The sequence below is a fragment of the [Scytonema hofmanni] UTEX 2349 genome (assembly GCF_000582685.1).
Classification (GTDB): domain Bacteria; phylum Cyanobacteriota; class Cyanobacteriia; order Cyanobacteriales; family Nostocaceae; genus Hassallia; species Hassallia hofmanni.
On record NZ_KK073768.1, the window covers coordinates 4,781,712 to 4,799,816 of the forward strand.

The following is an 18,105-nucleotide window of genomic DNA, read 5'->3' on the forward strand; positions in this document are numbered from 1 at the left end:
ACAAGTTTGCCCAATTATTAATTATGCATTTTGCTTATGGTTTAAGTCGGTATCATAGATAAGCATAAATAAGGACAAAGTTAGATTCCAGACTTCTTATGCGAAGTCCGGAATCTGAACACTGCGAATTTTCACAAATCATCTAGAATTGCTATATTGATGTTTGTCTTTGGTTTATTTTTATTTTATTTCAGGACTTACGCACGGACTACGTATTTCCGTCATTGCGACGCAAGGAAGCAATCTCAAAGTCTTGTTTTCTGGTAACGAGTGCGTAAGTCCTATATTTAAAAAAACAATTTTTTATATCATAAAAGGCAAATTATATATATTGTAGAGACGTTCCGGTGGAACGTCTCTTGGGTTGGTTACGATTTTTTTTATTAGTGTTAATTAACCGGACATGATATTACCCTACCAATATGATAATAAAGACGTTCCGGCGGAACGTCTCTACAAGAATAGGTCTTTTGTTAGGCTTTTGCGGAATTATTCGGTTCATTAGCGATGATGCCAACTACATTCAACTTGCCCAAAATCTCTGTAGCTTGAATCAATTCAGTTCTAGTCACTTGACCCATTTTTTCCACCAACACAATCTGATGACAGTATGTTGCCAAAATCCTGGCATCAACAGTGCCCAAAATTGTTGGTGCATCTATCAATACTAAATCATAGGTTTGCTCAAAGACCTGGATTAGTTCTTTCATCCGCCGAGAACTCAGTAATTTCACTGTATCTTCTGGTGTCGGTCCTGCGGTCAAAATATCGATCGCGGGGTGAATTGGCTGGATATAATCGGGAACTCCGTTATTTGTCTCATCAAGTAATAGCAGAGATAGTCCCCAGTCGTTAGAAAGCTCCAAAATGTTGTGTAGACTGGGATCGCGCATGTTGGCATCAATTAGCAAAACTCGCCGATGCATTCTTGCCGCACTCAGCGCCAGCCCTTGCGCTATAGTTGTCTTACCTTCTTTTGGTAGTGCTGAAGTCACCATCAAAGACTTAAAAGCGTAGGGATTTGATATTTGAATGTTTTGGTAGATCATATCGAAAGTTTCGTGGCTGGGCAACTGAGTGTAGACACTAAGTTGTTTGTCACGATAGGCAGAACTTAAGCTGCCCTTTCGCAAAAACAGCGATGAGAGACGCTTTTTCCTGAGGGATAAAGATAATTTTGGAACTCTGCCAAGTAAACGCAGATTTGTTAAATTTTGTAGCTCTTGTGAAGAATAAATTGCATTTTTAGACATCTCCCAAATCAGGGCGATCGCAATACCTAAAATAGGTCCGATTATGGCTCCCCCAACTAAACGCAATGTTCTACCACTACCCATATAAATTCCCGGTTGGGGTTCTTCTAAGACTTGCCAATCAAACCCTTCCTGAGCAATTTTTAGTCCTAAAGACTGTTGCGCTTGCAGAAGTTGTTCTAATGTTTTGCGATTAGTTTCTATCTCTGGCAACAGCCGATTGTATTCTGCGATTAAGGTGGGGTATTTGCTTAACTCTGAGCGAAGTTGCTGTTCTGATTTAGCTAAACTTTGTTCATTAGCAACTAATCCCACAGAAGTTGTTTGTACCTCTATTAATTCTTCCAACAACTTGAGGTCAACTTCTCCCATTTGCCCTTGTGTGAGAAGTGATTTTCCGCTTTGAGGTGTGGTGGATGCTTTGTCTGGTACCGTTCGCTCAATTTCTTGTCGTAATAATGATACTTGATTGGAGCGTTGCTGTGTTAATTTGGCGATCGCCGGCGAGGTATCTGTATAGCGCAATCGTTCTTGAGCGAGAGCTAATTCTGTTTTTTGAATCTCATTTAATAGCGTTTGATAGCGAGTTGATTGACTCAAACGAGAGGAAATAAGCGCATTTTGCGGTGAGGCTGCCATTTTCAGCTGCAAGTTATTGTAGCGAGCGCGCACGTCTTGAAGCTGGGCATGGGTGCTTTCTAGCTGCTTTTGCGTGTTGGCTAGAGAATCGAGGAGAATTTTACTTTGTGCTTCGGGATCGAGTAAGTTATGTTTTTGTCGAAACCGTTTTAAATTATTCTCAGATTTAATCACCTCTTGTTTAATTTTCGGTAGGCGATCGTTAACAAAAGAAAGTCCTTTATTCAGACGTTGCTTTTGTTGCTCTATGTTGTAATCTTGATAAACTTTTTTTAAGGCTTGTAGTACTTTTACGGCTTTAATTGGATCTTGGTCTTTGAATGTTATTTCAAATACTTGACTGGGAACTTTATTCACTCCTGTCTCTGCTTCTAGTTGGGACACAACTAAAGAACCTGGTTTAGCTTGTTTACCTTTCTTACCTAAAATATCTTCTACTTTAATATCTGGATATTCCGGACGCAGTAAATCTACAGCTTTTTGGATTAATTTAGTACTCAGCATTAGCCTTAACTGAGCAGTGTAATCAACAAACTGAAAATTTTGATCGGTAAATTGGCTATTTGTATTTCCTTGGATATTTCTAGATTGTAAGCCCTCATACAAATTAGAATTTACCAATAATTGCATAGAGCTTTGGTATTTTGGTTTGGCAATTGTTGCTAGAAAAATCGCAACGGACATAACTAAGCCGGAAACACCAAGGATGAGAAAGCATCGACGAAACAAAATTGTCGATAGTTGCCTGATGTTAACTGCGCTTTGTGGGGAAGTAGTAATTAATTGCCCCTGATTCAGACCTGTATTAGCCACTATTAAAGTCCTTTAATCTCGACAGATGTTGAGCAAGAAAACTTTTGTAATATTAATTTTACTAAATTGATGACGCTACAAGATGCATTTATGATTCCTAGAAAAAATATGTTGTGTGTAAATTAATTAACGAGAGTGTTAATTTTTACTTTTTTAAGTGGGGAAAATTTTAACATTCAGGATACAACGTTTTTTGTATTGATTAAGACTTACGCAAGTGTCATATTTTTTCCTTTAAAGGTTGCCAATAACAGAAGATATATGTGGGAGTTGCGTAAGTCCTATTCATGACTAATTTTAACAATTACAATATGACATCTCTTGCCAAAATGGCAGAGAAATTTGAAAAGTTATTTTCCCAAGGATAAATTTCATTGCGTAAGTCCTGGATAAGCAAACATGACTGTAAGCATCTTCTGAGTCAAATCCAATAGACACGCGAAAGTGAAAAAGAATTATTGTGACGTAGCAGTGCTATGTCTGTTGGGGTGCGGAGTCTAGTATGCGATCGCTATTCAGTTCTTGCGAATAGATTTTGAATAATCAGCGATCGCTCTGTTTATTTAGGGATGGGGCTGCTTTAAAAATTGTGATAATATGGACCCGTCGTTTTTGAAAAAGTGTCAAAAACTTTAGTATATTTATTGCATAAGGGCGGGGTTTGCCTGCCCCTACAATTCAATCCAAAATCCAAAATCCAAAATTCAAACTCCTGGCTTGCTTAACTCCACTTGCCGCCGTCTGGGTACATCATAGGTGAAAAAATCATAAGCCATGTCTGTCTTCGGAAAAATAGCACGGGCTTCTTGAAGTAAATCCTTTAACTCTATGGAATTTCCTGGAGCGTAACGGGGACTAAAATGAGTCATAATCAGTCGATGTGCCCCTGCCCCTAAAGCTGTTTGCGCTGCCATTGTAGTTGTCGAGTGCAACCGTTTAAAAGCCATATCTGCGTCTTGATGGGCAAAAGTCGCTTCATGAATTAAGACATCTGCATCGTGTGCTAACTCCACCGCACCATCACAAAAAACTGTGTCAGTACAATAAGCAATTTTGCGTCCAATTTCTGTCGGTCCACACAACTGAGTGCCGTCAATAACTCGCCCATCACTTAGAGTAACAGTTTCACCCCGCTTGAGTTGACCGTAAATTCGACCGGGAGGAATTTGCAATTCTTTCGCTTTTTCGATATCAAAGCGTCCGGAACGGTCTTTTTCGACGACGCGGTAGCCAAAAGCGGGAATGCGGTGGTGCAAAGGACCGCAGCTAACGGTAAATTCATCGTCTTCGTAAATTATCCCCGGACGGACCGCGTGAACTTTTAATGGGTAAGAAAAGTGAGTATGAGAGTAGCGCGAGGCAGCTTGCAAATATTCATTTAATCCCGGTGGACCATAAATATCAATTCGGTCTACATTGCCGGCTAAACCGCAAGTAGCCAGAAGACCCATTAAACCAAAAATATGGTCGCCGTGCATGTGAGTGATAAAAATTCGGGAGAGTTGGCTAATTTTTAGCTCACTCCGGATAATTTGATGCTGAGTACCTTCGCCACAATCAAATAACCACATTTCCGCCCTTTGTGGTAATCTCAAAGCAACGCTAGAAACATTGCGCGATCGCGTGGGTATACCAGAACTCGTCCCTAAAAATGTTATCTGCACTACGTTATGCCTGCCTTCCTATTGCTGAATTTGGTTGGCGCTATATTTCCTATAGTGGCACGTTTAACTAAAAAAAGGGGACTAGGGACTGGGGACTGGTTGTACTGGGAAAATAAGTCAGGAATGAACCCAAAAATTCTCTCAAACTCCTATTCCTTCTCCTTACGGAGACGCTGCGCGAAGGTGTCATTGGCGTTTTCTCCTTTCAAAGACGCTACGCGTTGGCAAATCGTTAGATCATTTGTTTGTCCCACAAGTTGCGGTGCAGCAACCTGCAAACTCATCTTTTCACACCTCACGGTTAAAAAAGGCTGACCTAAATTTATCCCAGCAAAAGGACTTTCAGCAGGGACTTCTAACTTAGAACCAATCAAACCCAAGCGAGACTCAAATTGGGCGCCAAACATCAACAAATCATTACCCATCGTACTAAAAGCAGAACCGCCTAACCACTGTCGCCAAGCCAAGCTTTGTTGCTTGTAATCAAGACTACATAAAATCTTCTTACCCTGACGAACAATAACACGTTTATTATCTTCCCAGGTAAACTCAGCCATTTCCTTTGGAAGTCCCCAAATTTCTCGACCACCAGCCATAGAATCAGGATTATCTACATAGATATGCGAAACCCAACCACCAAATTTACCTTGATAACTAACCAAAGCCGGGGCAACAATTAACTCACTATATTCCAACACCGAACCCGCACCGTAATGAGATACATATACTACACTCAGAGTTTTACCAGGTAATACTGAGATAATATTTAACTCAGATGGTATCAGGTGGCGCACCTTGTCAACATCGACTAAATGCACAGTTGAGATAGCGTAGCCTTTCAGCGTCCAAGGTGTGTATTGTGGATATCCCACTTTTTCTCTCCTGACTCAGCATTGAATCGTAGTGAGCGGTTTACCTCTCATAGCAAGGCTTTCGAGGGCTGAAGCCCTCACTACGAATTAATTAACAAAAATAACCATCCAAGGTCTATCCTTGGATGGTTTTGTTATTAGCGATTAGCTAAACTTACTTAGATTCAGTGAAATCAGCATCAATGACATCATCACCGCTACCGCTACCAGAAGAGGTAGAACCACCATCTTGAGGTTCAGCACCTCCAGTAGCACCAGCACCACCTTGTTGATAAAGATTGCTACCAACAGCAAATAGCGCTTGTTGTAATTCTGGCATCAGCTTCTTGATTTGCTCGTCGTCTTCTTTAGAGACAGCATCTCGCAAGTCTTTTACCAAACCTTCAACTTTGGTTTTGTCAGCTTCGGGAACTTTATCACCCAACTCTTGCAACTGCTTCTCAGCTTGGTATGACAACGAGTCGGCTTGATTTTTACGTTCAATTTTCTCACGACGCTCTTTGTCAGTAGAAGCGTTTTGTTCCGCTTCTCTTACCATCCGCTCAACATCAGTTTTGTCGAGGGTAGAAGCGCCTGTAATGCTGATAGACTGTTCCTTACCGGTGCCTTTGTCTTTAGCGGTAACGTTGAGAATACCGTTAGCGTCAATGTCAAAAGTAACTTCAATTTGAGGTACACCGCGAGGTGCTGGGGGAATACCATCAAGTCGGAAGGTTCCCAAACTCTTGTTATCGTTGGACATCTCGCGTTCCCCTTGGAGAACGTGAATTTCCACGTTGGTTTGACCATCCACGGCAGTAGAGAAGACTTCCGATTTCTTGGTAGGAATGGTGGTGTTGCGAGGGATAATCTTGGTCATCACACCGCCTAAGGTTTCTACACCCAAGGACAAAGGTGATACATCTAACAAGAGAATGCCCGTGACATCACCAGCAAGCACACCCGCTTGAATAGCTGCACCAACGGCGACAACTTCATCGGGGTTAACGGTTTGGTTAGGTTCTTTACCCAAAACAGTCTTCACTATCTGTTGGACGGCGGGAATGCGGGTAGAACCACCAACTAAGACGACTTCATCAATATCGGTTTTGCTTAATTTAGCATCACGCAGCGCATTTTCAACAGGAATGCGGCAGCGATCGATTAAGTCAGAACACAGTTCTTCAAACTTACCGCGAGTCAACGTCATATCCAGGTGCTTGGGACCATCCTGGGTAGCGGTGATAAATGGCAAGTTGATTTCTGCTTGGGTGACGCTAGAAAGTTCAATTTTTGCCTTTTCTGCGGCTTCTGTCAAACGTTGTAAAGCTTGTCTGTCTTTACGAAGTTCGACACCTTCGTCTTTCTTGAACTGGTCAGCTAAATAGTCAACGATTTTTTTATCAAAGTCGTCACCACCAAGGTGAGTATCACCTGATGTGGCTAATACTTCAAATACACCGTCACCAACTTCGAGGACAGACACGTCGAAAGTACCACCACCAAGGTCAAATACTAAGATGGTTTCGTTACTCTTTTTGTCAAATCCGTATGCGAGTGATGCTGCGGTAGGTTCGTTGATAATCCGCAGAACTTCGATCCCCGCAATTTTACCAGCATCTTTGGTGGCTTGGCGTTGCGAGTCGTTGAAGTAAGCGGGAACAGTAATTACAGCTTGAGTGACAGTTTCACCAAGGTATTTACTTGCGTCTTCAACTAGTTTGCGAAGAACTTGGGCAGAAATTTCTTCTGGTGCAAAGGCTTTGTTAAGTCCTGGAGATTCTATCTTGACATTGCCGCTGCTGCTGACGACTTTGTAAGAAACTTCAGTAGTTTCTTTGGTTACTTCGTCGTAACGGCGTCCGATGAAGCGTTTCACCGAGTAAAACGTGTTTTCCGGGTTCATCACCGCTTGACGCTTGGCGATTTGTCCGACCAAGCGATCGCCATTTTTGGCAAATGCTACCACACTAGGCGTTGTCCGAAATCCTTCTGCGTTGGCAATAACTGTGGGTTTACCACCTTCCATTACTGCGACGCAGGAGTTTGTCGTACCTAAGTCAATTCCTACTACTTTTGCCATTTTAAGTGCTGGCTCCGTATAACTACAAACGAATGAAAATGAATGGGAGAATTAGGACTAAATTTTGAACCAACTGAGTCAAGAAAGCAGCTAGTTCAGCATGAATACCTTTTTTGGCAATCCTAAGGGGGTTTTAATCCCAGGCTATGCTGATATATATACTGAGCCTGTCCAGGCAGTCTATGAAGGAGGGTTTTCCGAACCTTGTTTGGGACGGTTGCTTCAAGGCTTGTCTAATCGGCTCATTGTTTTATTTGCTCTCACTTCGTCTAATGTATGAGAATAAGTACTTTCAGTAATTAGGGTGAACCGTAACTATATAGTGGTGTTTGCCGTCTTTTGACCCTTTCAGTTTTAAATAAAGAAAATTACCAGCATAATTGAGCGATCGCTTAATTTCACTGCGATGCACTAGATCGCAAAGGAAAAATCACCTTTGCCAATTTATTGTAAAGACGTTCCGGCGGAACGTCTCTACGACGGTAGGTAGGTTTTTATTGTTAATTAAATGGAGATGATATTACAGGTGCATAAACGCGCTCCTCTGCCAATTGATTGCTAAACTAAAAAACAACCCTTACTCCTGCAAAGGTAGTCTTATGACCTCTGCAACTGACCAATCCACTGCCCTCACTCCTTTCCCCGACCATACGCAGCTACCAGAGTCTGATGGTACTTTCGTGAAAAACTGGCAAGAGCATCCTCAAAGCATTTTACTGACGGATTCGATTACACCTGTCCTCAAACAATTACATCCCGATGGTGAATATTGTATAGGTCAGGACTTAGGTATTTACTGGCGCTTGACAGACCCCCCAGAGAAAGGCGCAGAGGCACCAGATTGGTTTTATGTAGGAAATGTACCACCTTTGCTTGATGGACAAACGCGGAGGTCTTATGTATTGTGGCGAGAGCATATTGCCCCATCAATTGCATTAGAATTTGTCTCTGGCAATGGTAACGAGGAACGAGACAAAACCCCTTGGACGGGTAAATTCTGGATTTATGAGCAAGTAATTCATCCGGCTTTTTATGGCATTTATGAAGTAAATAAAGCCAGTGTAGAAGTTTATAAATTAATTGGTGGACAATATCAGTTATTAACAGCAAATGAACGCGGACATTATCCGATTGCCCCCTTGGGAGTTGAGTTAGGTATAAGGATGGGAGAATATCAGAATGCAGAATTACCTTGGTTACGCTGGTGGGATTTGCAAGGTAATTTGTTGTTGACTGGTGAGGAAAGAGCCGAACAGGAATCCCAACGTGCCGAACAGGAATCCCAACGGGCTGAACAGGAATCCCAACGGGCTGAACAGGAAAGACAAAGAGCCGATCGCCTAACTGCCCAATTGCGATCGCTTGGTATTGAACCAGAAGCTTAGGTGCTTAACTACCTTAAAATTTAAAATATCAGCAACGCCAAAAATCACTCTTTAATTATGGCTCAAATCTTAGTTGAAAACTTAGATCCTGTGATTCTAGAAAAGCTAGAAACTATTGCCAAACAACACGGTCGGTCTTTGCAAGAAGAATTAAAGCACATCCTACAACAAGCATCTGAAAAATCGATACATTCCTACAGTGCCGGCGACATGACGAAAGCTAGAGAGGCAGCTTTGGGAATTAGACAACAGTTAGCTACCATTAGCCATACCGACAGCACTGAACTGATACGTCAGGACAGAGAACGGTGACTCTGTACGTCGTGGATGCAAGTGTCGCAATCAAGTGGTATGTTCCAGAAGTCCATAGCGAAACGGCTGCTTGTCTGTTGGATGGAACCCACGAAATCATCGCTCCAGACTTGTTATTACCTGAGTTTGGTAATATCCTTTGGAAAAAAGTTCAGCGTGGACAAATTAGTGTAGAAACTAGTCGCACAATTCTGCAAGAATTTAAAGCTGTAACCTTGCAGATTTACCCCTCGGAACCTTTATTAGAAACTGCTGTTGATATGGCGGTTGCACTGGGACAGACTGTGTATGATTGTTTTTACCTGGTGTTAGCCGTAACTCAACAATGCCAGATGGTAACAGCAGACGAAAAATTTTATAATGCTCTTAAAACCAGTAGCTACGCAAGTAATCTTCTATGGGTGGAGAATATTTAGATAGCGATCGCCTGAGTTTTACAGAAATATGGTGTAGACGCGCAGTGATTTGTCGCTACTATATCACTTTTGCGTTAGATAACCACCTAAGATCCTTAGGTTACTACAAGAACATTTTGCCCCAATGAAAAAATAACCCAGTTCTAAAAGCTTTGTGAAGCCCTTAATTTAGAGAAAATTTCAATAGTCGTAATCAGAGTAAATTTAAATGCACGTTATTAGTCGCAGAATTCTGCGGGAATTTTGTGAGGCACACGCAGATGTATGTGATGCACTTTATGATTGGTATAGGGTAACAACTAAAGCTGAATGGAAAAATCTGCTTGAACTTCAAGCTATTTATCCAAAAGCAGAAGCCGTTGGCAACTTCACCGTGTTTAATATTAAAGGAAACAACTACCGTTTGATTGTTGATATTATTTACGAAACTCAAAGAATTTATATTAAATATGTTTTAACTCACGCGGAATATGATAAGGATAAATGGAAAAATGACCCGTACTTTTAATCCAGAATCTTATGGTAAATTGCTAGCCGAACATCAGCCAAAAATAATTACCACGGAAGAAGAAAACGAACAAGCGATCGCACTCGCATTAAGTTTAGAACATCGTGCCAATCGGACACCAGAAGAAGAGATGCTGTTGCAACTGTTGCTGACTTTAATTGAGCAGTTTGAAGAAACCCATTACCCAATTCTCCCAGGTACACCCAATTCGATGTTAATGCATCTGATGGACGCACGCGATATGACGACTGAAGCATTAGCTGAGGTAATTGGTTCATTGGAAGTTGCTTTGCAAATTGTTAATGGCGATCGCACTATTAGTAAAACTCAAGCAGAAGCGCTGGCAGACTATTTTCATGTAAATGTTAGTTTATTTACTTAGTTTATCTTCTATAACAACAACGCTCTTAAATTCGGGCGGTTGTTTATTGAATTCGGGCAGTCGTTTATTGAATTCGGGCAGTCGTTTATTGAATTCGGGCGATCGCTTATTGAATTCGGGCGATCGTTTCTTGAATTCGGACGGTTGTTTAACAGTCAATACGGTTTGGTTAACGTTCTAATATGTCTGAAGATCGCCCAACTCCCTTAAAAAGAAGGGCTTTTAACCATCTTTTACCCCCTTTTTAAGGGGATCGCCGCAGGCGGGGGGATCTTAACCGAACCGTATTGGTTTAAACAGCTACAAAATCTTTTGCCAGTTCACTTCAGATGATAAGGCTATGAAGCTGTATTAAAAATCTTATGTCCTAACCATCCCAAAGCCAAGCCTAGATTAGAAGTGCTAGCTAAAATTAGAAAAGTATGAAACTTGCTAAAAGATTGTTGTAATTCCTCTCCAGCCCAAGCCACAGCCCAAGTCACAGCCCCAGCCCAAGCCCAAACCCCAGCCAAAGCCACAGCCAAAGCCACAGCCCAAGCCCAAGCCCCAGCCCAAGCCCAAGCCCAAGCCACAGCCCCAGCCCAAGCCACAGCCCCAGCCACAGCCCAAGCCCAAGCCCAAGCCCAAGCCACAGCCCAAGCCACAGCCCCAGCCACAGCCACAGCCCCAGCCCAAATTATTGTGTTGGCATTACACGCGGCTAAAAAGTAGCCTGTCAATAGGTAAATTAACAATACACCAACCAACCAGCCCCAGGGAATAATTCTAGGTGATTTAGTAGCTGGTTTATCTCGAATTTCCTCTGAGTTTGGCTTGGCTGTGAGACCAACAACTTCTCTTTTATGAACTGGCTCAACAGGTGGTGGGGGCGTCGCTTTTGACGCTTTTAACATTGCTAACCATACCTGCATCGACTGAGGACGGTCTTTTGCCTCCAGCGCCATCCCCTTGAGAATTGCTTGATTTAATTGGTCACTGATCCTTGAAATAATTCGTTTGGGTGGAGTCAAAAGAGCATTATCGAGCTTGCGAACCAGAGAAGTTGTGGGGTTTTGACCTGTCACCGCATAATAAAGTGTAGCAGCTAGACAGTAAACATCAACCGTTGGCTCCCGACTGCCTCGATGTATCTGCTCATAAGGTGCAAACCCATGATTACCTGCCTTATTTGTTGAACTCAAAGTTCTAGGTAAAAGTTCTTTAGCGATACCAAAGTCAATCAGAACCGCTTTGCCATTACTCCGCAGCATGATGTTTCCGGGGTGGGCATCTCGGTGTACTAGCCCTGCCTGATGCACTACCATCAAAGCTTCCCCAATCTGGCGGATACAAGGTACAATCTCAGCTTCTGGTAACGCTCCCCTGCGTCTCACAGCCTGAAACAAATTTTCTCCCGGCACAAAATCCATCACCAGACAGTGGGTACTACCTTCTTTAAACAGGTCAATCACTCCTACAATGTGAGGATGAGGATCTTCAGATAAGCGTGCTAGTGTCTGCCCTTCTTTGATAAATCGCTCTATATACTTGTCATACTCCGGATCATGGCTGAGATATTCATTGGGTGTCTTAATCACAACTGTCTGATTTAGCTCAACATGCAATGCTTTGTAAGTAATCCCGAATCCTCCCTGTCCCAGGACTTCACCAATTACATATTTGCCACCTTGCAATCGTTGTCCTGCTGTCCAAGGCATGAATACCTCTAAATTAGAGAAAATAGGTGGACAAATATAGTTGTCATTGCGAGCGAAGGGAAGCAATCGCAAGGGTTTGGGATTGCTTCACTCCACTCCGTTCCGTTCGCAATGACATGGTTATCCATTTACTTAATTTTTTTTAAATTACTGATTATGATGAAAGTTTAGCTAATTATACGGTGTTTTGGTAGATGACGGACTAGGAGACAGTGACGGTGGGCTAGGTGGCGGAAATGGTTTCAAAATAGGAATTAAAGCAGCAATGCCTGAGAGTAAGGCTCCGATCGCAGCGATCGCAGCTATAACATGTGTCCAATTGATTTTATTCTCCCCATTTAAGTTGGTGTTAGGAACTACAGTAGAATAAGGTTGGGGAGTTGCTCCAGTTAATCCTAGAGAATCGAGCCATTCCCGCATGGAGTGCGATCGCTCCTTTGGATCTAGTTTCATCCCCGTCAAAATTGCTCGGTTAACGCGATCGCTAATCAGATTATTCAAAACTTTCGGTTCCACTAAACGAGCCTTGTCAATCTTACGTTTCAGCGCACTGACTGGTGTTTGTCCAGTTAAAAGCACATATAAAGTAGCTGCCAGAGAATAAATATCGCTATAAGCCCCAGTTGGTATACTTTTAGCGTAAAGCTCAGGTGGTGTAAATCCCTCAGCAGTTTCCTTAGTTCGGTTTGTGGTTAAAATATGGTCAAAATCCAGAGCTAAACCAAAGTCGATCAGCACCGCTTCAGGTTGTCCATCTCGTACCCGCAAAAAGATATTCCCTGGATGCACATCCCGATGAATCAACCGATTCTCATGCACAACTATCAAAGCTTCCCCAATTTGCTGAATGTAGTGCAGTGCCTCTTGTTCTGAAAGTTTTTGTTGACGACGATCAGCCAAACTTACCCCGTCCACATATTCCATTACTAGACACAAACGGTCTGCTTCCTCAAAGGAGTCTGTAACCTCTACAATATACTTATGCTTACACTTTTGAAGTTTTAACGCCTCCCGTAAAAACATTGTCTTTAGCCGTTCGCGTTCAGATGAGCTAAGGGAATTGACCAAGACATCATTTAAGGTTTTAATGACTTGGCGATCGCTATTCCTATTTCTTACCAAATAGGTAATGCCAAAGCGTCCGCTTCCCAACTCTTTTTCAATGGTGTATCTTCCACCTTGCAACCGATCGCCTGCTACCCAAGCCACATTTGCAACTCCCAAAATATCTGCATAAATTATCACATAAGAAAGTCTTGGCAACTTGAGAGGTGCGATCGCTTTTCAGCCAAAGAGCAAATATCCAATCTTCATAAAGCTTTTTATTGCATACGTCTTCTACGGGATTACTCAAGTGTGCGATCGCGCTCTGGTCACTTAGGCAATAAAATCCCCAACCGTCAGAAAATTAGCAAGGAATTATGTTAATTGACACTCTCAGAGGGTGTTTATAAAATAAATCTTAAGCAGTTGAGCAACGATGATTACGGGCTAATCGACGTAACATCAGATGTGTCATAGCAGCGTAGATCATGGTTTCACTCGTTTGCGGAAGATATTCATAATCCTTACTCAGACGGCGGTAGCGACCAAGCCACGCAAAGGTACGCTCTACGATCCAACGTCGGGGCAATACTTTAAAACCGTCTGTGCGATCGCAACGTTTAACAATTTCGAGGCCACAACCAATAAAATATTTAACCCAATCAACTAACGAGCCAGCATAACCAGCATCTGCCCAAATTAAATGTAACTTTGGGAACACATGAAAAATTTTATCGAATACGAGCTTTGCCCCGTCACGGTCTTGAATTGAAGCTGCGTGCACAACAACCATCAAGATTAAACCCATCGTATCAACAAGGATATGGCGTTTACGACCATTAATCTTTTTTCCGGCATCATAGCCCTTGGTTCCTCCTTTCTCAGTCATTTTTACGGTTTGAGAGTCTATAATTCCGGCGGATGGCTCTGCGTCTCGTCCAGAGATTTCCCTGAGCTGCGATCGCAGAGCTGAATGGATTTTTTGCCATACGCCTTTGCGCTGCCAACGTTGAAAATACGAGTATACAGTTTGCCATGCTGGTAAATCATGCGGCATCATTCGCCACGAACAGCCAGCACGCAAGACGTAAAAAATTGCATTTACCACTTCGCGCAGATCGACTTCACGCTTTTTTCCACGTTTTCGTTTACGTTCTGCCAGAATCATGGATTTAATCACATCCCATTCCGGATCAGAAATGTCTGTGGGATAAGGTTTTCGACTCATGTCACCTAATTCAAATATGACAACTGTCTTTTTTAAAATACCTGTCCTGGAGAATGACTGCGGTGCTCTTTACTTTTTATTTATAAACACCCTCTCAGGGATGTGTAGAAATCAGTCTTAAATTCATTTTAAAAGAGAATAATGTAATTTAATATTCTTTAATCAAGTCCAGTGATTTCACTGAGGATAGCCAAAAAGATGGGATGTTAGATTTGCTGCGAACATCACTACTTTATCATTCGACTTTCAGACCACATTTGATACTCGAACGCCAAGCACATCAGGAATTGAAGGCATTAATTTTGCGTTAACAGGGTACACTACCAAGTCAGGAGTTATGTCAAATTCTCAATCAGTGGTTGTATCGGCTACGTCTTACCTGCGGGATAATTCCGAAGATTTAGGGAAAGGGTTTTGGCTGCAATGGCAGCAGTATCGAGATGAACTTTACGGTTGCTGCATCAAGTGGATGGGACTGATACGGATAAATCTGTTACGCCAACCTTGGCAGCAACTGAGTCGGCAATAGGACTTACGCAAGATGACCAAAAAACGAACCGCAGAGGAGGCAGAGAACACAGAGGAATAAGAGGAGCGAGAGAGTTTTTGCGTAAGTCCTGGGCAATTGGGGAAATGTCCCAGGAGAATGCCCCAGTTGAAGCAATTGTGAGCGAGACAGTGACATTATTGTTAAAAGGAGATATTTTCATGCCTGATGTTGTTAAAATCCTATCAATTGATGGTGGTGGTATTCGCGGTATTTTACCTGCAAAGATACTTCAAGCTATGGATAGTGAACTTAAAAAGTTACAGCCAAAAGACATTGCTAGTGCCTTTGACCTGATTGGTGGAACATCAACTGGTGGAATAATCGCTTTGGGACTTTGTGCAACTCCAAAAATTGATAATCGAACTGTTCGTTATACTCCATCTGATCTTCTAAGTTTTTATACTGAAAACGCCAAAGATATTTTTCAGGTTCAAAATCATTTTCCTCCTACAACAGGTCCAGGAATTAAAGCTGCACAGTATAAGGCTGAAGGAATTGAAAGTTTTTTGAAGTCTAAATTCGGCACTTTGGCAATGTCAGAAATAGAAAAACCTGTAGTTGTCTTTGCTTTTGACATCCGAAATAATCAGTTACAGTATATCAGTAGCAAAAGCCTTGATGGTTTTAACTGTTTTGTATGGGAGGCAGCGAGGGCAACATCTGCTGCTCCCACTTATTTTCCAGCAAAATCCATTCAGAATAAGGTTTTAGTTGATGGTGGAGTTTATATGAATAATCCATCTTTGCAACTTCTATTTTTGGCTAAACAACAGTATCCTGATGCGAAGCAATACGTACTTGTTTCGCTTGGATCTGGGCGAGCAAATTTTTCCTATGAGTCCTGTATTAATTCAGGACTTTATGGATGGTTGGCATCGGGAGAGGGATTAGTTTTTGATGGAAAGGGTGCTCTTTTTAATATCATGATGTACGGTGGCGATCTGGCAATTGATAATCAGTTAAAGTCAATTGAAAAAGAGGGTATTTTACCGCTTACTTATTATAGACTTCAACCTGAGTTAGGAAAGAAAGAAGTTCAACTAGATGGTATTAATACCAAAAGTATTGAGTTTTTGCAAACAACAGGAGATTATTACGTTCGTCTAAATCATGCAAAAATTCAGGAAATTTGCGGCTTACTTTGAGGGTAGCGGTAAGTTTATTTTTGGCTCATCAAAACTTTTTAGATTGGCTATCACCTGTAATCCCACCAGATGCGATCGCACTTAGTAGAGCTTGAGAATGAGGGGGCGATCGCTTTTTAGTTGAGTTTGGAGATGAGAGGGCGATCGCTTTTGTTTTTGGTTGCAGAAAGGCGATCGCAGTTATAAAGAGATTGAACTTTCGTGAATCGGTTTTAAGCAACACCATAGTTGGTGTAAGGACGCTTGTAGGGAGGATGCAACCCCAGAATAATATCTTCTTTGGGAATACCCATTTCCAATAGTTCTTCACCAACATCGATATCAGTGGTATTTTGCTGAAGCCAAATTTTGCCCTCTTTGATATCGAAGTGTAGAACGGTGTAATAAATTCGCTTTAAGCCTTTCCAGCCGATACGCATGAGTTGATAGCGATCGCGTACTGGGTCAAAAAATAATGCGCTTTCTATATCTTCGTCACGGGATTTATATTGGCTATGCTTTTCCAAAAGGGTTTGGATGCAGGAACGATAATGTTCTAGTTTATCCATTGCACGATCTCCTCATTTAAAGGTTCGTAAACAATTAGTTTGAGTTGATATCTCTCTTTCACCGTTTGAGCAAATTGGCTTTGAAAGAAAGTATCATAGGTTTCTAGCGGTATTGCCAGATAAAGTTGGCGATCAGGTTCTTTTGCTTCCAGCATAATGCGGTAGTTAAGAAATTGCCCTAAAGCTGTATGAAAGTCGCTAATTGCTGAAGTCCCAATAAAGCTTTTAATCTCAACAGCGATTCTTTCTTCACCTCGTTTTGCTGCAATCAACCGTTCAGCCGCTAGATCGATTTTGACCTTGACTTCTTCCCATTCCAATTCTAAGGGATCGTCGGTGATCATCCATTGGTCTTTTTCTAAACCTCGTTTTACTGCTTCATGGAATAGGTCTTTTGCAGACATCGGTAAGCTTGGCTAACGCGCAGTGTACAACTCTTTTTATGCTACCTGATGTGACTCTTTCACTTCGCCTAACGGCTTGACTAAATATCCCTACTTACACAATTGTTTGATTTATAAAATCTGCCTAAAGGAGTAAAAATACTAGGTTTAAAAGTGCTAATTACTGAAGATGGTTAATTCTCAAGACTCAACCACAGCATTCAAAGTAATGAAAAAACTTGAAGGAAAAATCGCAGTTGTCACCGGCGCATCCAAAGGGATTGGTGCCTCTATTGCCAAACATCTAGCAGATGAAGGTGCGGCAGTAGTTGTCAACTATGCCTCCAGTAAAGAAGGAGCCGATCGCGTTGTCGCCGAAATTGCAAGCACGGGTGGAAAAGCCATTGCGGTACAAGCAAATGTTGCGAAAAAGGTAGAGATCGAACATTTGTTTGCACAAGTGAAGCAGACATTCGGCAAGGTCGATATCTTGGTCAACAACGCCGGTATTTACGAGTTTTCCCCCCTCGAAGGCATTACGGAAGAGCATTTCCACAAGCAATTCGATCTCAATGTGCTGGGACTGATCCTCACCTGCCAGGAAGCAGCAAAGCACTTTACTTCAGAGGGTGGCAGCATCATCAATATCAGTTCGGTCGTCAGTACCCTCGCACCTCCAAATGCTTCCGTCTACAGCGCTACTAAAGCAGCAGTCGATGCTCTAACTAAGTCCCTGGCTAAGGAATTGGGTTCGCGCCACATCCGCATCAACTCAATCAATCCCGGCATGGTGGAAACAGAGGGAACGCAAACAATGGGATTGACTGTAGCCGAGAGCGAAAGTCGCCAACAGATTGAAGCGCAAACTCCCCTTGGGCGCATCGGACAACCGCAAGACATTGCACCTGCCGTTGTCTTCCTTGCGTCAGGCGATGCGGCATGGATCACCGGCGAAACGCTGTACATTACAGGTGGTCTTCGTTGATTGGTTGAAGCTATCAAGTTGTAAGTTGACTGATGCGATCGCCTGCTACCCAAGCCACATTTGCAATTCCCAAAATATCTGCATAAATTATCACATAAGAAAGTCTTGGCAACTTGATAAGTGCGATCGCTCCTATTTTTGGTTGTAGTCAGCAATTAGGGAGTTAAGGGTGTAGGAGAACTACCCTACTCAAGGATAGATGAACGATTATCCACAACA

Annotated in this window: 18 protein-coding genes; 8 read left to right on the forward strand and 10 right to left on the reverse strand. The window is 42.3% G+C overall.

The annotated features are described in order from the left end of the window. Positions 1–473: 473 nt before the first annotated feature. The 4 genes from TOL9009_RS0126865 to dnaK all read right to left on the reverse strand — a co-directional run bounded on the left by TOL9009_RS0126865 (position 474) and on the right by dnaK (position 7,303). Positions 474–2,705 (reverse strand): GumC family protein, encoded by a 2,232-nt coding sequence (locus tag TOL9009_RS0126865; RefSeq protein WP_029636196.1) that lies wholly within the window; start codon positions 2,703–2,705, stop codon positions 474–476. A gap of 704 nt (positions 2,706–3,409) precedes the next feature. Further along, positions 3,410–4,369 (reverse strand): ribonuclease Z, encoded by a 960-nt coding sequence (locus TOL9009_RS0126870; protein ID WP_029636197.1) that lies wholly within the window; start codon positions 4,367–4,369, stop codon positions 3,410–3,412. A 149-nt stretch (positions 4,370–4,518) separates the two neighbouring features. Next, a complete protein-coding gene (locus TOL9009_RS40620) occupies positions 4,519–5,241 on the reverse strand; it encodes an acetoacetate decarboxylase family protein (protein WP_084763310.1) in 723 nt (240 codons plus the stop codon). 154 nt (positions 5,242–5,395) lie between these two features. Beyond that, a complete protein-coding gene (gene dnaK / locus TOL9009_RS0126880; protein ID WP_029636198.1) occupies positions 5,396–7,303 on the reverse strand; it encodes a molecular chaperone DnaK in 1,908 nt (635 codons plus the stop codon). 599 nt (positions 7,304–7,902) lie between these two features. Here dnaK and TOL9009_RS0126890 point away from each other — a divergent pair. The 5 genes from TOL9009_RS0126890 to TOL9009_RS0126910 all read left to right on the forward strand — a co-directional run bounded on the left by TOL9009_RS0126890 (position 7,903) and on the right by TOL9009_RS0126910 (position 10,306). Then, positions 7,903–8,688 carry a Uma2 family endonuclease gene (locus TOL9009_RS0126890; RefSeq protein ID WP_029636202.1) on the forward strand — a complete coding sequence of 262 codons (786 nt, stop codon included), beginning with the start codon at positions 7,903–7,905 and terminating at the stop codon, positions 8,686–8,688. A 57-nt stretch (positions 8,689–8,745) separates the two neighbouring features. Further along, the gene (locus TOL9009_RS0126895; RefSeq protein ID WP_029636204.1) at positions 8,746–9,000 is read left to right on the forward strand and encodes a FitA-like ribbon-helix-helix domain-containing protein; all 255 of its coding nucleotides are present in this window, start codon (positions 8,746–8,748) and stop codon (positions 8,998–9,000) included. Further along, a complete protein-coding gene (locus tag TOL9009_RS0126900; RefSeq protein WP_029636206.1) occupies positions 8,997–9,416 on the forward strand; it encodes a type II toxin-antitoxin system VapC family toxin in 420 nt (139 codons plus the stop codon). Before TOL9009_RS0126895 ends, TOL9009_RS0126900 begins: the two co-directional genes overlap by 4 nt. Before the next feature lie 208 nt (positions 9,417–9,624). Continuing rightward, entirely contained in the window at positions 9,625–9,924 is a 300-nt protein-coding gene (locus TOL9009_RS0126905) for a type II toxin-antitoxin system HigB family toxin (RefSeq protein WP_029636208.1), read from the forward strand. Further along, positions 9,908–10,306, forward strand: a complete 399-nt coding sequence (locus TOL9009_RS0126910; protein WP_029636210.1) for a helix-turn-helix domain-containing protein — start codon at positions 9,908–9,910, stop codon at positions 10,304–10,306. The genes TOL9009_RS0126905 and TOL9009_RS0126910 overlap by 17 nt, the downstream gene beginning before the upstream one ends. A 338-nt stretch (positions 10,307–10,644) precedes the next feature. Here TOL9009_RS0126910 and TOL9009_RS0126915 read toward each other — a convergent pair whose 3' ends face one another. The 3 genes from TOL9009_RS0126915 to TOL9009_RS0126925 form a co-directional block, all read right to left on the reverse strand. Further along, complete coding sequence (locus tag TOL9009_RS0126915) at positions 10,645–12,003, reverse strand: serine/threonine protein kinase (protein WP_029636212.1); 1,359 nt, start codon at positions 12,001–12,003, stop codon at positions 10,645–10,647. Between the two features lie 171 nt (positions 12,004–12,174). After that, a complete protein-coding gene (locus tag TOL9009_RS0126920; RefSeq protein WP_029636214.1) occupies positions 12,175–13,212 on the reverse strand; it encodes a serine/threonine protein kinase in 1,038 nt (345 codons plus the stop codon). Positions 13,213–13,465: 253 nt separating this feature from the next. Beyond that, the gene (locus tag TOL9009_RS0126925) at positions 13,466–14,275 is read right to left on the reverse strand and encodes an IS5 family transposase (RefSeq protein ID WP_029636216.1); all 810 of its coding nucleotides are present in this window, start codon (positions 14,273–14,275) and stop codon (positions 13,466–13,468) included. Between the two features lie 337 nt (positions 14,276–14,612). On the opposite strand from TOL9009_RS0126925, the gene TOL9009_RS46245 reads away from it, so the two are divergent. Together TOL9009_RS46245 and TOL9009_RS42330 are read left to right on the forward strand one after the other, a co-directional pair. Beyond that, complete coding sequence (locus TOL9009_RS46245; RefSeq protein WP_144238350.1) at positions 14,613–14,804, forward strand: hypothetical protein; 192 nt, start codon at positions 14,613–14,615, stop codon at positions 14,802–14,804. Positions 14,805–14,983: 179 nt separating this feature from the next. After that, on the forward strand, positions 14,984–15,970 hold the full coding sequence (locus tag TOL9009_RS42330; RefSeq protein ID WP_186227658.1) for a patatin-like phospholipase family protein: 987 nt from the start codon (positions 14,984–14,986) through the stop codon (positions 15,968–15,970). A gap of 28 nt (positions 15,971–15,998) precedes the next feature. Here the strand turns inward: TOL9009_RS42330 and TOL9009_RS0126935 are convergent, their stop codons facing one another. Genes TOL9009_RS0126935 through TOL9009_RS0126945 form a run of 3 tightly spaced genes read right to left on the reverse strand, consistent with a single transcriptional unit; the run spans position 15,999 to position 16,922 of the window. Further along, a complete protein-coding gene (locus TOL9009_RS0126935) occupies positions 15,999–16,196 on the reverse strand; it encodes a hypothetical protein (protein WP_029636218.1) in 198 nt (65 codons plus the stop codon). After that, positions 16,183–16,518, reverse strand: coding sequence for a XisI protein (locus TOL9009_RS0126940; RefSeq protein ID WP_029636220.1), 336 nt, complete (start codon positions 16,516–16,518; stop codon positions 16,183–16,185). The genes TOL9009_RS0126935 and TOL9009_RS0126940 overlap by 14 nt, the downstream gene beginning before the upstream one ends. Next, complete coding sequence (locus tag TOL9009_RS0126945) at positions 16,506–16,922, reverse strand: XisH family protein (RefSeq protein ID WP_029636221.1); 417 nt, start codon at positions 16,920–16,922, stop codon at positions 16,506–16,508. Before TOL9009_RS0126945 ends, TOL9009_RS0126940 begins: the two co-directional genes overlap by 13 nt. 208 nt (positions 16,923–17,130) lie before the next feature. On the opposite strand from TOL9009_RS0126945, the gene TOL9009_RS0126950 reads away from it, so the two are divergent. After that, entirely contained in the window at positions 17,131–17,886 is a 756-nt protein-coding gene (locus TOL9009_RS0126950; protein WP_029636223.1) for an SDR family NAD(P)-dependent oxidoreductase, read from the forward strand. Positions 17,887–18,105 lie beyond the last annotated feature (219 nt).